Origin of the sequence: Maribacter confluentis, from assembly GCF_030505015.1 — a bacterium.
GTDB classification, from domain to species: domain Bacteria; phylum Bacteroidota; class Bacteroidia; order Flavobacteriales; family Flavobacteriaceae; genus Maribacter; species Maribacter sedimenticola.
In genome coordinates this window covers 2,355,654-2,373,234 of record NZ_JAUKUC010000001.1, presented here as the reverse complement: position 1 = coordinate 2,373,234, position 17,581 = coordinate 2,355,654, and the positions used below count along the sequence as shown (strand labels likewise).

The 17,581-nt window shown below is 36.3% G+C and carries 16 protein-coding genes; 7 read left to right on the top strand and 9 right to left on the bottom strand.

Going from position 1 to position 17,581, the window contains the following annotated elements; all coding sequences use genetic code 11:
* Positions 1-3 precede the first annotated feature (3 nt).
* Together Q2T41_RS10405 and Q2T41_RS10400 are read left to right on the top strand one after the other, a co-directional pair.
* The gene (locus tag Q2T41_RS10405) at positions 4-705 is read left to right on the top strand and encodes a hypothetical protein (protein WP_304436029.1); all 702 of its coding nucleotides are present in this window, start codon (positions 4-6) and stop codon (positions 703-705) included.
* A gap of 4 nt (positions 706-709) precedes the next feature.
* Complete coding sequence (locus Q2T41_RS10400) at positions 710-1,810, top strand: hypothetical protein (protein WP_304436028.1); 1,101 nt, start codon at positions 710-712, stop codon at positions 1,808-1,810.
* A gap of 1 nt (position 1,811) precedes the next feature.
* Here Q2T41_RS10400 and Q2T41_RS10395 read toward each other — a convergent pair whose 3' ends face one another.
* The 8 genes from Q2T41_RS10395 to hemH all read right to left on the bottom strand — a co-directional run bounded on the left by Q2T41_RS10395 (position 1,812) and on the right by hemH (position 10,359).
* On the bottom strand, positions 1,812-2,966 hold the full coding sequence (locus Q2T41_RS10395; protein WP_304436027.1) for a CHASE2 domain-containing protein: 1,155 nt from the start codon (positions 2,964-2,966) through the stop codon (positions 1,812-1,814).
* A 48-nt stretch (positions 2,967-3,014) separates the two neighbouring features.
* On the bottom strand, positions 3,015-3,806 hold the full coding sequence (locus tag Q2T41_RS10390; protein ID WP_304436026.1) for a hypothetical protein: 792 nt from the start codon (positions 3,804-3,806) through the stop codon (positions 3,015-3,017).
* Complete coding sequence (locus Q2T41_RS10385) at positions 3,779-4,993, bottom strand: CHASE2 domain-containing protein (RefSeq protein ID WP_304436025.1); 1,215 nt, start codon at positions 4,991-4,993, stop codon at positions 3,779-3,781. Before Q2T41_RS10385 ends, Q2T41_RS10390 begins: the two co-directional genes overlap by 28 nt.
* An 11-nt stretch (positions 4,994-5,004) precedes the next feature.
* Positions 5,005-5,496, bottom strand: coding sequence for a hypothetical protein (locus Q2T41_RS10380; protein WP_304436024.1), 492 nt, complete (start codon positions 5,494-5,496; stop codon positions 5,005-5,007).
* Position 5,497: 1 nt separating this feature from the next.
* On the bottom strand, positions 5,498-6,943 hold the full coding sequence (locus tag Q2T41_RS10375) for a C1 family peptidase (RefSeq protein ID WP_304436023.1): 1,446 nt from the start codon (positions 6,941-6,943) through the stop codon (positions 5,498-5,500).
* 148 nt (positions 6,944-7,091) lie between these two features.
* Positions 7,092-8,468 (bottom strand): MATE family efflux transporter, encoded by a 1,377-nt coding sequence (locus tag Q2T41_RS10370; RefSeq protein ID WP_304436022.1) that lies wholly within the window; start codon positions 8,466-8,468, stop codon positions 7,092-7,094.
* A gap of 41 nt (positions 8,469-8,509) precedes the next feature.
* Positions 8,510-9,283: a DUF3050 domain-containing protein gene (locus tag Q2T41_RS10365; RefSeq protein WP_304436021.1), complete on the bottom strand. Its 774-nt coding sequence runs from the start codon at positions 9,281-9,283 to the stop codon at positions 8,510-8,512.
* A gap of 32 nt (positions 9,284-9,315) precedes the next feature.
* Positions 9,316-10,359 carry a ferrochelatase gene (gene hemH / locus Q2T41_RS10360; protein WP_304436020.1) on the bottom strand — a complete coding sequence of 348 codons (1,044 nt, stop codon included), beginning with the start codon at positions 10,357-10,359 and terminating at the stop codon, positions 9,316-9,318.
* A 169-nt stretch (positions 10,360-10,528) separates the two neighbouring features.
* Here hemH and Q2T41_RS10355 point away from each other — a divergent pair, with 169 nt between their 5' ends.
* Entirely contained in the window at positions 10,529-11,599 is a 1,071-nt protein-coding gene (locus tag Q2T41_RS10355) for a mechanosensitive ion channel family protein (protein WP_304436019.1), read from the top strand.
* 9 nt (positions 11,600-11,608) lie between these two features.
* Complete coding sequence (locus Q2T41_RS10350; RefSeq protein ID WP_304436018.1) at positions 11,609-12,451, top strand: N-acetylmuramoyl-L-alanine amidase-like domain-containing protein; 843 nt, start codon at positions 11,609-11,611, stop codon at positions 12,449-12,451.
* Between the two features lie 7 nt (positions 12,452-12,458).
* Here the strand turns inward: Q2T41_RS10350 and Q2T41_RS10345 are convergent, their stop codons facing one another.
* Complete coding sequence (locus Q2T41_RS10345; protein WP_304436017.1) at positions 12,459-13,349, bottom strand: helix-turn-helix domain-containing protein; 891 nt, start codon at positions 13,347-13,349, stop codon at positions 12,459-12,461.
* Positions 13,350-13,541: 192 nt separating this feature from the next.
* On the opposite strand from Q2T41_RS10345, the gene hemA reads away from it, so the two are divergent.
* From hemA to hemE, 3 genes are all read left to right on the top strand, one after another.
* The gene (gene hemA / locus Q2T41_RS10340) at positions 13,542-14,798 is read left to right on the top strand and encodes a glutamyl-tRNA reductase (protein WP_089258586.1); all 1,257 of its coding nucleotides are present in this window, start codon (positions 13,542-13,544) and stop codon (positions 14,796-14,798) included.
* Complete coding sequence (hemC, locus tag Q2T41_RS10335; protein ID WP_304436016.1) at positions 14,795-16,378, top strand: hydroxymethylbilane synthase; 1,584 nt, start codon at positions 14,795-14,797, stop codon at positions 16,376-16,378. Before hemA ends, hemC begins: the two co-directional genes overlap by 4 nt.
* Before the next feature lie 164 nt (positions 16,379-16,542).
* Positions 16,543-17,574 (top strand): uroporphyrinogen decarboxylase, encoded by a 1,032-nt coding sequence (gene hemE, locus Q2T41_RS10330; protein WP_058104437.1) that lies wholly within the window; start codon positions 16,543-16,545, stop codon positions 17,572-17,574.
* The last annotated feature ends 7 nt before the right edge of the window (positions 17,575-17,581 follow it).

The following is a 17,581-nucleotide window of genomic DNA, read 5'->3' as shown; positions in this document are numbered from 1 at the left end:
ATCATGAAAGGTCATCTATTAAAATGTATACTAATATTAAGTCTATTTTCAATAGGATGCACTGGAGAATTCGTAAAAGATAAGCGTGCTATATTCTTAAAAGCACCACTTGACAACACTCCTTGTCTTGAAGGTGAATCTGATGGATTACTGGTCAATATTCCTTTTGAATGGTCAGTTGATGGCGATAATGAAAATCTTATGCTATTAATAGATGAATTAGATTCAAATAAAAAAATTCTTGATTCAGAGCGGCAAAAAATTATAGATTTAAATAAAGATCAAACATCAGAAAATGTATTCTTAGATTTTGGCAAATGGTACCAATGGCAAATAACAGCAGGAAATGGAAGTGTTAAAAGTGAAGTATTTACTTTTTATAGTGAAGGATTTCCATCAATAAATCGCGCACCATTTCCAGCAGAAATTACTATAAGACAAAGAAACGAAGGTAAACTAATTTTCACTTGGATTGCTCCAATTGACCCAAATAACGATCGGTTGGTTTATGATGCTTTTTTTGGGGAAACAAGGGAGACTCCTTCAGAAATAAAAAGCAATATGCTTGAACCTGAAGTGCTAGAAGTTCCCAACCCAAAAATTGGCAGCGAATACTATCTTAAAATAGTAAGTAAAGAGGTTTTTGAAGATAATTCCTTTGGTAATGCATCTATAGCATTAATAAAAGTGTTGGTCGAAAACTAAAAATATGAAATTAATCATTTCATTCATTTTCATTTTAACAACTAAAAATATTTCAGCTCAGCTATTTATTGAACACAATGAACTTTTACCATTAAAACTCCAATACACCAACAAACAACTTAAAAAAGAAACGGACAAGCACAATACGGTCTACACTGACCTCATCTACAAAAACAATAACACTTGGGATACTCTACCGGTTTATCTAAATGCACGTGGCAATTTTAGAAGATCTACTTGCTATTTTCCTCCGCTTAAAATGACCTTAAAGAAATCCCTAACAAATAATACACTGTTTAAGGGTCACAAAAAATTAAAAGTGGTGTTACCCTGCCTATTACAAAAGAGAGGTAATGACGATGTCCTAAAAGAATATTTGGCTTATAAAATTTATGAACTTATTGCGGAAACGCATTTTAAAACCAGGTTGGCAGCTATTGAATACATTGATACCCGTGGCGATAAAGCTGAAATCCATCCATTGGCAACCTTTGTCCCTACAGAACTGAAAAATACCGCTCTTTACGAAGGAGAAGAAGCTTTTGCATTAAAAAAACCTAAAAAATATATATTAAAGGCAATAATCATTGAGGACGACAAATTAGTTGCCAAAAGAGAAGGTGCGCAATTACTAAAACGTTTTGTACATCCGTTGAACCAAGCAGAAACAGAATCCTTGAACAATGCTTTTTTTCAATTTATGATAGGTAATACAGATTTTTCGACTGCATATCAACATAATCAAAAATTGATTTTCAAAGAAGGTGAAACAATACCTGTACCTTACGATTTTGATATGTCTGGCCTAGTGAATGCAAGCTACGCGGTTGTTTCCAATATACAGAACACCTCATTGAACATTACAGATGTAAAAGAACGTATGTATAGAGGTTTTAAAAGGGATACTGCAATATATTACAAAACACGGCAGCACTTTTTAGAACAGCGAGCTGCCATCTATAGCATGATGGACGAGCATAAAGAATATTTTGAGGATCCGGAAACTTTTGATCAAGCAAAAAACTATATTCAAAGTTTTTATACCATATTGGATAACGAAACTAAATTTAAAACCCTCATTATAGATGCTGCTAGGAACGAATGAATTACTTTAAGTATGACCTAAATTTAATCTTGGTATTTACCCACCCCACTAAATGCTTATAGAATTTTATAAAACCGGCACTAAACACGGTCACGGCAATAATTGGCGCAGATTTCAATACTATTCCTTTTTTAAATAATATTAGTGTTAACCATACCAAGCATATGGCAAAAATGAACAACACCGCTTTCCTCACCGTTCTATAACTAATCTTTAACCGTTTACTTAGCCATATAAAATAAATACTTGCTAAAAAACTGAAAATAAATGTCAATATTAAAAGCCATATCCTTGGCACTTCATACATGAATCCGTTGTTCAATATCATTGCGATAATATTTGCATGTATGACCAATCCGTACATATCCGGTATACTTTTTCCCGCTGTAATTTTGTTCAAGGGGGTAAAATGTTTATCCTCTACATCATGTGCGTTATTGGTAGGGGTCCCAAGGTAGCCTAGCAACACAATTTTATCCGTAACAAAAGATATATCTTCTAAATCCATAAGGTCATCTGTGGTAAAATGAAAGAAACTGGTTAAATTTCCTTGATAATTGATCACATTGGAACCTTGTAATTTTTGATTTAGGTTTTGTTTCTTCCATTTTTTATCTGACAAATAACGCCGGGCTATAGCCGAAGCAAAGGATTGATGTGTATTCTTAAATTTTTGAATATTGCTTTCAAATTCCCTTATGACCGCAATACCTCCATCAAAATTAAAATTTACAAATCCAGGAGGGTTGACGAATCTGAAAAAAGGGTGATTGGAAACTTCTTGCTCTTGTGTAATAATAGTGGAACCTATAACCTTCCTATTGTTCAACTGCTTAGCTAACAAGGTGTCTTCTACAGTCTTATTGAACTCTTTTAATATAACATCAAAACCTATTACTTTTGGGTTTGCCTTCAACAAACGCTGCAGTACCAACCCAAGTTCATATCGGCTTTTATGTTCCACGTTGATGAGAATTATATCCTGATTTATCTTGGAGTTCTCATTCAATCGTTCAGCATAATACACATCCAAAAAACTAAAATCGTGAAGTGCCTTGGAGAGTGGGTTAAAAAAAGAAGTATTAAAAAATAAAAGGGACAATAGATAACAGCAAAACAGTGAAAGTAATGTACTGAAAAGTCCGTCCCTAATCAAAATCCATTTGCTTAGCTTTTTCTTTTTTTTAGCCATATTCCCTGGTCCCTATTGTTGGCAAAATTTATAGTCCACACAAATTGCCTCTTTAATGTCTTTTTCAGAAAAGCCCAATAATTGCAAAGCTATGGTCAAGGCTTTCATTTCTTCCTCTAATGCCCTATAATCTGCTTTTGTTAAAAGTTCAAAATTATGGAACCTTACATTCTTATAATCTGGAAATGCGGTTGTAGTCACGGCCCATTTATAGGACTTGCCAGGATTTAATATTAAATTATCCCTAAAAAGCATAAGAGAATTGGCATTTACACCAATTTTAGTAATGTGCGCAGTCTCTATTTCTTGTAAATGAAAATAGGTAGTTAAACTATCTGTTCTATTTTTCCAAGTAAATTCTATTTTAGGCACAGACCATTTAATACTATCCATTGGACTAATTAGTTGAATATTTCTTTCCTCCCTATAGACCACACCGGGACGCTGTCTATTTTCTTGCTGGTTCATGAATTGTCTCCATACATATGAAAAGTACTTTATGGTAAACGAACTCTCCTTTTCATGTTTTTTATAATGTTGTAATGTATTATGCGTATAGATGTTGGCTTTGTTCAATTCATACAATTCTCCCAATTGATTAATTAAATACACCGTATCCAATTTTTGTAAGGTCAAGGTATCCAAATCTTTGAAGACCAATCCACGCTTTACGGGCATACTTTGGGTAAAGTAAGGGCGCCCAGACTTTTTGTATACATAGTAACTGTTTTGAGCCAAGGCCCAGTTAGATAACAACAGTATTACCCCAAGATATTTTAATCGTGATAGAAATAACCCTCCCATTTGTATTTTTTATAGAAATAATGTGCTAATTTTTTATAATAACCTATGAGCCCTAAACTAAAAACGACAACCGCTATTACAGATGAAATTTTAAAAAGTATTCCGTTTCTGAACAGTAATAAGGAGACCCATACAAATGAAACCGAAAATAATAACTGAACTAAATTTAGCCTTAATATATAACTGGCCAACTGCCGTTTATTCAAGTAAATAAAATAAGCCAAGCCTATAAATGTCAAAATTACGGTTATCACTAATAAAAACCAGTTTGGCACCACTTGAATATAATTGTTCGTCAACAGCATTTGAACAATATTAGCATGTATGACCAAACCAAAGGTATCCGGTGGGCTTTTCCCTACAAATTTTTTGTTCATGGGGGTAAAGTGCTTGTCTTCTATATCATATAGGTGCGTACGTTCATTGCCTAAATACCCTACCATAACAATCTTATCCTTGATGAACGGTATTTCGGGAATGCCCAAAATATCCTTACTTTCCAAAATCAAAAAATTCTCTCTGGTACCAGTATAATTAATTGGCCGTTCCTTTTTTAAAAACCGACTTTTTTCAATGAGCCATTCCTTTCCAATATAATGCTCAGCTATCATAACCGGAAACGAGAAATAGGTTTGTGCACCTATAGACCTAATTCCTTGAAAATTTCTAACCACTGCAGATGAAGCATTAAAGTTGAAATTGGCATACCCTTTATTACCGTCTACCGAATTAAACGTGCCTGCGTTTGATATTTCCTTATCATCTATAAAAGAATATGCAAAAACAAATGCATCATTAGATAGCTTTTCGGTTAAAAATGCATCCCAAATTGGATCTTGTTCTTCCTTAAAGATGACATCTAACCCTATTACTTTAGGGGATTGCCTTTGTATGTCATTTAAAACATCTGCTATTTCCTTTCTATTAAGTCGGTCAATATTAACCAAGACAATATTTTCATTTAAATCAAAATTTTGTTCCTTTAACTTATCTGAATAATACAGATCTAAATAACTGAAATCCTTAAATGCATTTTTAAAGGGACTAAAAAAATTGAGGTTCAATCCTATCAACATCACCACTCCTAATACCATAAAAGAAAAAACCATGCATTTAAAGGCCTCCTTCATGACCAAAAGAAAGTCCTTGCCCTTTATTTTATGTAGTATCGATTTAAGTAATTTCAATACTCTTTAGATTACAGGTTCTTTAAATATTGGGATAATTCTTGGGACAACAGCACTATTTTTTGTCCTTCTAGATTTATAAAGCGCATATATCTATAATGCTCATCAATCAAAAGGGTCAACTTACCAAAATCGCTATGTAATTGATATTGGGTTTTTGGGTCAAAAGTGATATTTTCCGGCACTACGTTCCAATCATAAGAAGTATCATTGTTCAAGTGGTCAATAAAATCAACAACAAGCGATTGATTCAAGGTATCTTTTAAAAATAACTTATTTGAATATTCATCTACCGTACCTACAATTAAGTTTGGTCTTATTTCATATTCTACGATACTTGTAGTATTTATTAGAATTGTAAAATTCTTTTCTTGCAATAGTGCTGCTATATAGTCACTATTGTTTTCATTGTTATTTTCTCCAACAGACTTAGTTGCCCTATGTTGGCAATTGCATGATATAATAATCAAAAAACAAAATGGAACTATCCTTAAAGCACTCATCTTAAGATCTATTTATATCCAATATCAGCATTGCCATTGAGCCTTCTTCAAATTCAGCTTGGAACCCCATACTATCTTCGTTAAATACCATGTTATCCTTTGGGATAAGCTTGTCATTGAAAACTACATATAGTTTATCCATTAGATTTCCTTCCATTGTTTCCATTTGTTTCTTGACATTTGGCAAATCAATCTTTTCCAAAGAAAATATAACGATTGTATGGTCTGAGTCTACTTCTTTATTCAACCTAAAGTAAGCTTTTTTACCCTTGGGGGCATAAGGTATAGTAACCTCTTCCTTATTGGAGTTTATATATGGACTGATAGAATCGGTTTCAGGAAAAAGCAATGAACCTTCATTGTCAGAATCCCACCCCATAACGTATACATAGGCCGGTTGATCTACTTTTGTCTTTATTCTATATCGTGTGTCTACAGGAAAACGTTCAACGGTACTATAATCTCCTATACTTTCTTCATCATCTTCGATCACCACATCTTGATAACCAAAAACCGAACCTTCATAATCACCTTTACCTCTAGCAATGTTCATGGTGCTACCGTCTCTTAAAAGTAATTGAAGTTCACCTGCCAGCATTTTCTTTTCCTTTGGTTTGGCACTAAATGGAATCATCTCAAAAGCATACCGAGTATAGGTAGGAAAATCATTGTATCTAATCCACATATATCCATTATTTCCCCAAGATGCCCCCCAACTGTTCACGACCTCAAAAGCACCACCATATTTATCGTCATCAAATCCTATTACACACATGGCATGTCCACCATCCGTTCCTAAGTTATCCGGTTCATACACGTTTTTGGCACTAAAAAAAGAACTTTCTACCATGAACCCCATTATTACAGGATTACCGTTAATAATAGAACGTTTGACATTATCTACTTTATCCACATCTTCATCCTCTGCGCCGAACAACCTGGTAAAATCTTTTATTTTATTTGCCTGTGCCTTTTTCAATAATTCATCAGATATCGTTGTTTCGCACATTACATCAAAATCTTTGAAGAATGGAACTCCTTTTTCAACCATAGTTTCCATGGCTTTTCCTATAAAAGCACCTCCAGAGCAGTTATAATCGTTTTCGACATTGGAATTTAAATAGGTAAATACAGGGGAAAATGTGTGTTGGTTTATTTGTATGGAATCAGTTTCATTACGCAATCTTGATTCTAGAATTGTTCTACCATAATATGCACTTGCCCAACCCACACAAGTACTGTAGGTAGATTGGTTTTTTATTTGCGGCACAAATTGCTTTAAAGAAGCATTGGCAACCTCGGTAACCACATCTTGAAATGAAACATTTCTAGCCTTAACAGGGGTTTGTTCATACGCCTCATCATCAAATAATAATCCGGTTTTTGGTTGTACTTGACCAAATGCAAGTCCACTAATACATAATGAAAAAAATAGTAAAGTTCTCATAATCAGTTGAAATTGTGTTCATAGAACAATTTAACATATTTTAAAGGAACCTAAACTACCTAGTATTAGGTATTTATCGATTAAATACGCTATATAGCGCCTGTTGTAGTATTATTCTTTATGATTTATAAGAAGTGCCCTTTGTTTCCTATAAAAGAGTGTTACTGATTTCTTTTTTTAAGAAATAACCTGTTACGATCGTAGCAAGCACATCTGCTATTGGAAAGGAAATCCAAACACCCAGTTCCCCTAAATAATTAGGCAATATGAGAATAAGGGGAATAAAGAAAAATCCCTGTCTACATAAGGTAAGCAATAAAGCCGGAACGGCTTTACCAATGGCCTGAAAATAAGCTGCCCCGATCAGTTGTACAGCTATTATAGGAGTTGCAGCAAAAACCCAACGCATTGCGGAAGGTGTGTTCTCCAGTACAAAAGCGTTCGTAGCAAGTTCAACATCGCTCATATTGGGCTTGTGACTAAGAAAGAGACCTGCAATTTCTTCAGGAAAAATCATTAGACCAGTAAAGACCACTGTAGCCAATATGGCTGCATACTTGATAGCCGTATAAATGGATTCTTTGACCCTGCCATATTTAGCGGCACCATAATTATAGCCGGCAATGGGTAAAAATCCTTGGGTAACACCAAAAACTGGGAATAAAGCAAACATGAGCATACGACCTATGATCGCATACACTGCCACCATTGCCTCCCCGCCCAAATCAAAAAGAATATTGTTCATTAAAAGATAAATGACACTGACCACTGCCTGTCTTGAAAGCGTTACAAAACCTAAGGAACTTATTTCCCTTAGAACTCCAATATTAAAACCTAAATGCCTTATCGATAATTTAAGCTCAGAATGTCCGGAAAGAAAAAAATATAAAATATAACTAAAGCATAAAAAATAACTTATGGATGTTGCCCAAGCAGCACCTTGCATACCATAATCCAATACATTGATGAATATAAAATCCATCAATAAATTACCAATTGATGGTATTATCATGGCAATCATGGCAAATTTTGGTTTACCCTCTGCCCTAATTACGGCATTACCCATCATGTTCAATGCTAATAAAGGCACTCCATACAATACAATGACATAATAGATTTTTGCCATTTCAAAAATAGATCCCTTACCGCCAAAAGCAGGTATAAGTTCATCCACATAGGCAAGGCCAACCGTAACCATGATCACGGTTACCATAAGCGTAAAGCAAATTTGATTTCCAAATGTTCTTAACGCCTTTTCCCTGTTATTGGCCCCTAGTGCCCTAGATATCATACTTGCACCGCCAATACCAATGGCCATACCTAAAGCACCTATAAAAAATGAAACGGGCAAGACAACGTTTATGGCCGCAATTGCTATGGAACCGATCCAGTTTCCAACAAAGATTGAATCGACCAAAACATTTAGTGACATGACCAAAATACCAATACTGGCAGGTACGGCCTGTTTGACCAGCAATTTTGAAATAGCATACGATCCCAATTGATCTGAAGATACGTTTGCCATAGTGCAATTCTAGTTTGGTTTTGTGCTAATTCTTGCGATGGTTATACGGTGGCCAAAGACTGCTTCTTGATTTTAGAAGCAATAAAATCCCATAAATTTATTCGCTGTTGTAAGGCCTCTTGTGAATATTGCAGTACATCCTTCCATTTTTTCCCATCATCTCCACAAAGTTCCTGAATCATTTTTAATGATAATGGTCCATGATCATCACCATCCAATTCAATATGTCTTTTCAGATAATAACCCAACTTAGGATAAGCTTCTTCTCCCGCGCGATCTATAATTTTTAAAAACATATCCGGTATCAATTCTTCCCTACCAAAAGTAAATGCGGCCGCAATTTTGTGCGATTCATTGGTTTTCAAGACATGGAATGTAAATTGCAAAAAGTCTTTGACGGCATGGGACTCTTGCAATGCATCTATTGTTTCCTCAATGCGTTCCATACCTGATACCTGTTCCAAAAACTCACGAATAGATAAGGTATTGGCACCTACCTCCTCCATGGCATCGGTATACATTTCAAAGTGACTTTTATATTGTCCCTTTTCATTTTGATCACTTTCCTCTTCGGCAACTATTTCATTGATAAACCTTGCTGTATTGGTATTTTCTACCGGTTTCCAAGGTATGGTGGTACATGTCAATTGATTTTGAAGTCCCTTTAATAAAGACATAAAGTCCCAAACGGCATATACATGGTTCTCCATAAAAATACGGACATCGGCTATGGATGTTAATTCTGTATATAGCTCGTGTTGCCTTAATTGTTCTTTTAACGGTACTAATGCAGATTCTATTTCTTCCATTTTCATAGCAGTGATATTCTAAGAATTAAATTTTATATTTATGTACTTGGTGTAACGTCCAAAAGACCGGTACGCTCCCACTCGTTCACCCATTTTGCCATAACCTGTACCCAAGCATCATTATCGTTCATACAGGGTATATGCTTATAATTTTCCCCTCCGGCTTCAAGAAACTGCTCCTTGCCTTCCATGGCAATTTCCTCCAAAGTCTCTAAACAATCGCTTACAAATGCAGGTGTTATAACCGCCAAGCGCTTTTTACCTTCCTTTGCCAATCGTTCAAATTCATAATCGGTATAAGGTTTTAGCCAAGGGTCGCCCGCCAATCTGGATTGGAACGAGGAACTCACCTGCTCTTCGGGCAATCCTAAATAAGCTTTGACCATCTCGGTAGTATCATAGACCTGATGCCTATAACAGGTATTGTGCGCTACGGAATTGATTTTACAGCAACTACCATCTATCTTGCAATGGTAATTTGTTGGATCGCTTTTACGAATATGGCGCTCTGGTATACCATGATAGGAAAATAATATGTGATCATAATCAAAATCCTGCAACCCTTCTTTGATACTTTCCGATAGCGCTTGGATATAATCGGGATTTTTATAAAATGCCGGTAACGTGGTCACGGACATTTGTGGAAAAAACTTTTGTTGATCTTCCAACACCTTTACCACGACAGTTTCAAAGCTTGACATGGCATAGTGGGGATATAACGGTACCAAAAGCACATCGTCCACGCCTTTATCCTTCAGCTCTTGCAGCGCACTTTTTATGGTCATTGTTCCATATCGCATTCCCAAAGCAACGGGCATTTGTGTATGTTGTTTTAATTTATTGGTAAATCGTTCTGAAAGCACTATTAAAGGAGACCCTTCTTCCCACCATATTTTGGCATAGGCCTCTGCAGATTTTTTTGGTCTGGTCTGTAAAATTATACCTCTAACCAAAATAGTACGCAACCATTTAGGGGCATCTATGACGCGCTCATCCATTAAAAATTCATCTAAATATGGCTTAACATCTTTTGGGGTAGGACTATCCGGTGAACCTAAATTGACCAATAAAACTCCTTTCATAGCTTACGTTTTATATTTGAATGCAAAAATAACACTTGATGATCGATGATATTTTAATTTTAGGCAATAGTTTTTCTATACCCATATAAAGCCTGCCAATATCTCCTTAAATAATTTTTAGTGCTATTAAAAATTAGTATGTTACCTACAGAAAAGAGACAAGATTGATATGAATACGATATTTGATACAATTCCTAAAAATGATTTCTATCTGTTCCTTGCATCGCTCATTGCTATATTGGTGGCCTATTGGCTAATCTCACATTTCTTGCGAAAATTTGGCAAAGACCCTAAATACCTGTTACCTGAAGGTACCTTTAGAAAAATTAGCTGGCCTATATTTTTTACCTTCATTTCCATTCTAATACGGTCAGAATCATTGCGTACCTTATTACAACTTGAGGAACATGGGTATTGGTTTAAAAAAGCCAGTACGGTCCTGTTCATTTTTTCTATTACATGGCTCATGCTCAACTTATTGAAAATGGTCAAAAAAGTCATCATCAGTAATTATGATGTACGGGCAGAAAATAACCTCAAGGCACGCAAGATCTATACACAATTTAATATTCTTGAACGTATTTTTATTTTTACAATAATCATTTTGGCCATTGGTGCCGTGCTCATGAGTTTTGAGAGTATACGTGAGCTGGGGGTCAGTATTTTTGCCTCTGCAGGGGTTGCGGGTATTATAATAGGTTTTTCTGCCCAAAAAATGATCGGTACCGTTTTGGCCGGTATTCAAATAGCTATTGCACAACCCATTAAAATGGATGATGTGGTAATTGTTGAAGGTGAATGGGGCCGTATAGAGGAAATTACCCTGACCTATGTAGTTGTAAAGATTTGGGACAAAAGAAGGTTGATCGTACCTACACCATATTTTATAGAGAAGCCATTTCAAAACTGGACCAAGACCTCATCTGATATTTTAGGAACGGTCTTTTTATATACGGACTACAAGGTGCCTTTTGATGAACTTAGGAAAGAATTGACAAAAATTCTTGAGAGCACACCCTTATGGGACAAGGAAGTCAACGTACTGCAAGTTACGGATAGCAAGCAAAGCTGTGTGGAAATAAGGGCCCTAATGAGTGCCAAGGATTCATCTACGGCGTGGGATTTAAGGGTGCTTGTACGTGAAAAGCTCATTACCTTTTTACAGGAAAATTATCCTGAGAGTATTGTACGTACAAGAATTCAAGTGGAGCAAGGTGAAACAAAAGACAATAATTTATAAGTTTACTGCATGAAAAAGTTACTGTCCATCCTATTTATATTTACCATAATTCCTAGTGGAATATGCCAACAAATCACCTGCTCTCCAGAAGACAGAGCAGCCGTTGAGAATAAACTAGTTGAAATAGACGAATTGTTTCAAGGTGATTTTGGCGCAACCATGGTTAGCGTTGGCAAAACATTTATGAAAACACCATATGTAGCCAAAACATTGGAAATTGGTGATACGGAAACCTTAGTCGTAAACCTACAAGGTCTGGATTGTACTACCTTTGTAGAAAATGTATTGGCATTTTCCATGTTGCTTAAGCAACAAGAGAATTCTTTTGAGGCGTATTTAAAAAATCTGGAAACCATCCGTTATAAAAATGGGGCTTTAGACGGGTATGCATCACGCCTTCATTATTTTTCTGAATGGATTGCCAACAATGCTGAAAAAGGACTTATTAAAGATATTACCGGTGAAATTGGCGGTGAAGAAATTACCAAGGACATCAACTTTATGAGTACCCACAGAGATCTATATCCGTTTTTGGCAGATAACACTAATTTCTCAAAAATTAAGGACTCGGAAAATTTTTTAAACAATCAGGCTATTTGTGTGCTAGCACAAGATAAAATAGCTGAGAACGAACATTTGATACAATCTGGTGATATCATTGCTTTTGCTACTTCAATTAATGGTCTGGATGTCACCCATACAGGTATTGCTACAAGGGATACAGATGGTAGAATTCACCTATTACATGCTTCTACGGGTACCATGCAGGTCGAAATTTCCAAAAAACCGCTGGCAGACTATGTAAAAGGGATTAAAAATAATACCGGTATTATGGTCGCTAGGCCCAATTAGCATCTATTTAATTACCTACTAAAGCCTTTAAATACTTTTTTGGGGTAGTATTGTATTTCTTTTTAAAAGCTGCTATAAAATGACTAGCCGTACTATAGCCCACTTTTAAGCCTATTTCGTTTACATTATATTGACCCGTTTCCAATAACCGTTTGGCATACTCCATTTTATGGTCAAATAAAAAGCTATAAACAGAATCCCCGTAAATTTGTTTGAACCCTTCTTTTAATCGTTTTAGGCTCAATCCTATTTCACTGGCAAGTTCCGCCAATGTGGGTGGTTCTGCCATATTCGCCAATATAATTTCCTTTGCCTTTTTAATCTTCTTTACATTTTCCTCATCCGCAAGATACGGGCACTGCTCAATATCCGCATTTGGGCTTTTATTAAAATATAGTGCGATCAATTCATAAATTTTACCCTTTACGTACAAGGCCTTTATAGATGGGTGCAGGTTGTAATTGATAATTTGACTAAGAATTACGGCTATTGAAGGTGAAAAAGGTTCCTGTGCATAATATTTTTTCTCTTTATTGTCCGTACTTAAAAAAGGAATATAATCTGCCTCTGCCGTAAAGAGCGAATGAAATTTCCGTAGGGTCATTACCACCGATACCATGGCGGATTTTGAATCCAATCGTAAATCTAGCGGAAGGTCTAATTGCGTATTGTATAGCAGCAAGGAATTTTCCTCGGTAACGCTTAAACTGTAACTGCCCTGGTTGAATGAAAAGGTACCACATCCTCTTAGACAAAAATGAAACTGTATGAACCGTTTACTTATTTCCCTTGAATAGGCTACACTTACATCCTCTTCATTCTGAAATTTAAGAACATACAAACCATCTTCTATCAATACTTCATCATATGACCTTTGAGCGTTATTTTTTTCTTTCATCGTACTAAAAAAATATATTATCTATTTAGAAAGCATCTAAATAAAAAATTATGATTAAGGCTTCAACAGTATAAAATTATAGCTATTTAACTGATAAATATCATTTTTTGACCAAAAATTCTGCATCCGTTACTAATTGTACCGCTAGCGTTATTTTTATCCGATTGATGACTATACTTTTGTATCCGCTTTATGAAGGACTATCATATTTCTAAACATAACTCCTTTTATACCATTGGTCTTAACTATAAAAAGGCCGATGCCGAAGCCCGTGGTAAATTTAGCCTAGATGAAGTAGCTGTAAAAAAATTACTCATTGAAGCTAAAAAACAGGGTATAGATGGCTTATTGGCCACATCTACCTGCAATAGAACGGAACTGCACGGTTTTGCCCAACACCCCTTTCAACTTATCAAATTACTTTGCGACCATTCCAATGGTACGGTAGAGGCTTTTCAAGAAGTTGCATATGTATATAAGAACAAGGATGCCATTAATCATTTGTTTAGAGTGGGCACAGGGTTGGACAGCCAAATTCTTGGTGACTTTGAAATAATAAGTCAGCTAAAGCAAAGTTTTAAGCGTTCCAAGGAGCTGGGCATTGCCAATCCGTTCATAGAACGGTTGTGCAACAACATCATACAGGCCAGCAAGCGTATAAAGAACGAAACGGAAATTTCTTCTGGGGCAACCTCGGTCGCTTTCGCCTCTGTTCAGTACATACTTAAGAACGTAAAGCATGTTTCGGAAAAGAACATCTTACTCTTTGGAACAGGTAAAATTGGTCGCAATACGTGTGAAAATTTAATAAAGCACACTAAAAATCCGCACATCACCTTGATCAATAGAACCAAAGGCAAAGCTGAGAAAATTGCCGGTAAGTTTAACCTTATGGTCAAGGATTATGGGGATCTACAATCAGAAATTAGAAAATCGGATATTCTGGTCGTGGCCACAGGGGCACAAAAACCTACGATTACCAAAGAACTGATATATACCAAAAAACCATTATTGATTTTAGATTTATCCGTTCCAAAAAATGTGGACGATGCCATCTCCTCCATGGATAATGTCACTGTTATTCATTTAGATCATTTGTCTCAAATGACAGATGAAACCTTGGAACGTAGAAAGCAGTTCATTCCAGAAGCAGAAGCGATCAATGAAGAAGTAATGCACGATTTCAACCAATGGTTGGAAACCAGAAAATTTGCTCCGGTCATTAAAGCGTTAAAGAAGAAGCTGAAGACCATGAAAGATGAGGAACTTGACTATCAATCTAAAAAAACGGTCAATTTTAATGCAGATCAGGCAGATGTCGTAACCAATAGAATCATTCAAAAAATAACCAAACAATTTGCAAATCATCTTAAGGATGACTCGGTAGATTCCAATTCAAGTTTAGAATTTATCCAAAAAGTTTTTCAATTAGAATTGGACGAGAAATGAGTAAAGTAATACGATTAGGCACACGCGATAGCGAGTTAGCGCTATGGCAGGCAAATACCGTAAAAGACCAACTACAAGCATTAGGACATACCGTAAAATTAGTTCCTGTAAAATCTACGGGAGATTTAATTTTGGATAAGCCCTTGTACGAATTAGGAATTACGGGGGTGTTCACCAAAACATTGGATATTGCCATGATCAATGGCGATATTGATATTGCCGTACACTCCATGAAAGATGTACCCACTGCCCTACCGCAAGGGATCGTAAAGGCCGCCGTTCTAAAACGTGGCAATTACATGGATATCATGGCATTTAAGGACAATGAAGAGTTTTTGGGCGCACGTGATGCCGTTATCGCTACCGGTAGTTTACGTAGACAGGCACAATGGCTTAACAGATACCCTACACACACCGTTGTAGATTTAAGGGGCAATGTTAACAGCCGTTTAGAAAAGCTGTACAACAATGAATGGAACGGTGCCATTTTTGCCGCTGCAGGCTTGGAGCGTATTGGTTTGGAGCCAGAGAATACCATAGGACTAACTTGGATGTTGCCCGCACCTGCCCAAGGAGCAATTATGGTAGTAGCCATGGAGGATGATGAAGAAGTTCGTGAAGCATGTGCACAACTGAACCATGAGGAAACCGATATCTGTGTTACCTTGGAAAGGGAATTTCTTAGGGAATTGGAAGGGGGTTGTAGCGCACCCATAGGGGCACTATCCTATATCAACAAAGAAAATATTGTTACGCTTAAAGGGGTATTATTAAATGTTGATGGCAGCAAAAAGCTGGAAACCGAATTAACCGCACCACTTGGCAAACACCAAAATTTAGGTATAGATTGTGCCAAGACCATTTTGGCCAGAGGTGGTAGACGTTTAATGACGGAATTGGCAAGTGCCGGAACCGAGGTTAACATTTTTTCTACAAAGAAACTTACACCTCAACAGCAACTTAGCCTTAATATTTCTGTAAATGCGGATTCAGATGATTTCATAAAAATCAATTTTAATCGTATTTCTCCGATTGTTCTTAAAAAGGAGCACAAGAATGTAGTCTTTACCAGCAAAAATGCGGTTGAAGCTGTATTGGCAAGTAGAGATGTGTCCGGTTTAAACTTTGAGAATATCTATTGTGTAGGTAGAAAAACAAGACGATTTATAAAAAATAAGTTTGGTAAAATAACGCATTATGAAAACAGTGCGAAAGACTTGGCCAATCACCTAGTGGAATTTATTGATGGTACAGAAGTTACCTATTTTCACGGAAATCTTAGCTTGGAAGAATTGCCTGTTATTTTAGAGGAAAACAATATTACGGTCAATGCCATTGAAGCATATAGAACAAAATTATCCGGGAAGTCCATACCAGAATCCGTAAAAGGCATCATGTTCTTTAGTCCGTCTAACGTTGACAGTTATTTAAAGGAAAACTCAGCAGATAAGGTGGCGTATTGCATAGGCGAAACCACTGCAAAAGCGGCCAGGGAACATTTCACTGAAGTTAAAGTTGCCAAAATACCAACGGTAGAAAGTGTTATTGAATTGGTCAATGGAGATTACCCGGATCAATAAATTGCCTTTAGCTGTTGTCTGTTAACATAGTTGCAATAGAATAAGAGACTTGTGGTCAATTTTTGAATTGATTTCAATAGAATCTAAAATGATCCATGGTCTAATTAGTAAAATAAAAAATAGCTAAAAGCCAAAGGCTAGCAGCTAAAAGCTATTAAAAGAATATGAGCTTAAAAAACGACCTATTTCTAAAAGCATTAAAAGGTGAGACTGTAGAAAGACCACCAGTTTGGATGATGCGCCAAGCGGGTAGATATTTACCTGAGTTTATGGCAATCAAGGAAAAATATGATTTCTTCACAAGATGTCAGACTCCTGAATTAGCATCTGAAATTACGGTACAACCTATTCGTAGATATGGTATGGATGCCGCTATTCTTTTTAGTGACATTTTAGTGATACCACAGGCCATGAACATTCATGTGGAGATGAAACCTAATTTTGGTCCGTATTTACCGAATCCTATTCGTAATCAGAAAGATTTGGATAGCGTTATTGTTCCAGATGTTCACGAAACCTTAGGGTATGTAATGGAAGCTATAAAAGCTACCAAAGAAAAGCTGAACGATGAAGTTCCCTTGATCGGTTTTGCAGGTTCCCCTTGGACTATTTTATGCTATTGCGTACAAGGTCAAGGCAGCAAAACGTTCGACAAGGCTAAAGAATTGTGTTTTACACAGCCCGTTGTTGCACATGAATTGCTTCAAAAAATTACAGATACCACCATTGCCTATTTAAAGGCTAAAGTAGCTGCTGGTGTAAATGCAGTACAGGTATTTGATTCTTGGGGCGGCATGTTATCACCAACGGATTATCAAGAATTTTCTTGGCAGTACATTCAGCAGATTATAGATGCTTTAAAAGACGAGGCTCCGGTCATTGTTTTTGGTAAGGGATGTTGGTTCGCTTTGGGCGATATGGCAAAATCAGGTGCATCTGCATTGGGTGTGGACTGGACTTGTTCAGCAAGAAACGCACGTTATTTAAGTGGCGGCAAAATTACCCTTCAAGGAAATTTTGATCCTGCCAGATTGCTTTCTCCACCGGCAGAAATCAAGAAAATGGTTCACCAAATGATCAACGAGTTTGGTAAGGATAGCTATGTGGTTAATTTAGGGCACGGCATTTTACCCAATGTTCCAGTAGAAAACGCAAAAGCCTTTATTGACGCCGTAAAAGAATATAAGCCGGCTTAATTCCAAT

Bases quoted from the DNA above. Each gene is read 5' to 3' on its own strand.
- hemA (WP_089258586.1), top strand. From the start codon at position 13,542: ATGAAGGACTATCATATTTCTAAACATAACTCCTTTTATACCATTGGT.
- Q2T41_RS10355 (WP_304436019.1), top strand. From the start codon at position 10,529: ATGAATACGATATTTGATACAATTCCTAAAAATGATTTCTATCTGTTC.
- hemH (WP_304436020.1), bottom strand. From the start codon at position 10,359: ATGAAAGGAGTTTTATTGGTCAATTTAGGTTCACCGGATAGTCCTACC.
- Q2T41_RS10375 (WP_304436023.1), bottom strand. From the start codon at position 6,943: ATGAGAACTTTACTATTTTTTTCATTATGTATTAGTGGACTTGCATTT.
- hemC (WP_304436016.1), top strand. From the start codon at position 14,795: ATGAGTAAAGTAATACGATTAGGCACACGCGATAGCGAGTTAGCGCTA.
- Q2T41_RS10390 (WP_304436026.1), bottom strand. From the start codon at position 3,806: ATGGGAGGGTTATTTCTATCACGATTAAAATATCTTGGGGTAATACTG.
- Q2T41_RS10345 (WP_304436017.1), bottom strand. From the start codon at position 13,349: ATGAAAGAAAAAAATAACGCTCAAAGGTCATATGATGAAGTATTGATA.
- Q2T41_RS10350 (WP_304436018.1), top strand. From the start codon at position 11,609: ATGAAAAAGTTACTGTCCATCCTATTTATATTTACCATAATTCCTAGT.
- Q2T41_RS10405 (WP_304436029.1), top strand. From the start codon at position 4: ATGAAAGGTCATCTATTAAAATGTATACTAATATTAAGTCTATTTTCA.
- Q2T41_RS10380 (WP_304436024.1), bottom strand. From the start codon at position 5,496: ATGAGTGCTTTAAGGATAGTTCCATTTTGTTTTTTGATTATTATATCA.
- Q2T41_RS10400 (WP_304436028.1), top strand. From the start codon at position 710: ATGAAATTAATCATTTCATTCATTTTCATTTTAACAACTAAAAATATT.
- Q2T41_RS10370 (WP_304436022.1), bottom strand. From the start codon at position 8,468: ATGGCAAACGTATCTTCAGATCAATTGGGATCGTATGCTATTTCAAAA.
- hemE (WP_058104437.1), top strand. From the start codon at position 16,543: ATGAGCTTAAAAAACGACCTATTTCTAAAAGCATTAAAAGGTGAGACT.
- Q2T41_RS10365 (WP_304436021.1), bottom strand. From the start codon at position 9,283: ATGAAAATGGAAGAAATAGAATCTGCATTAGTACCGTTAAAAGAACAA.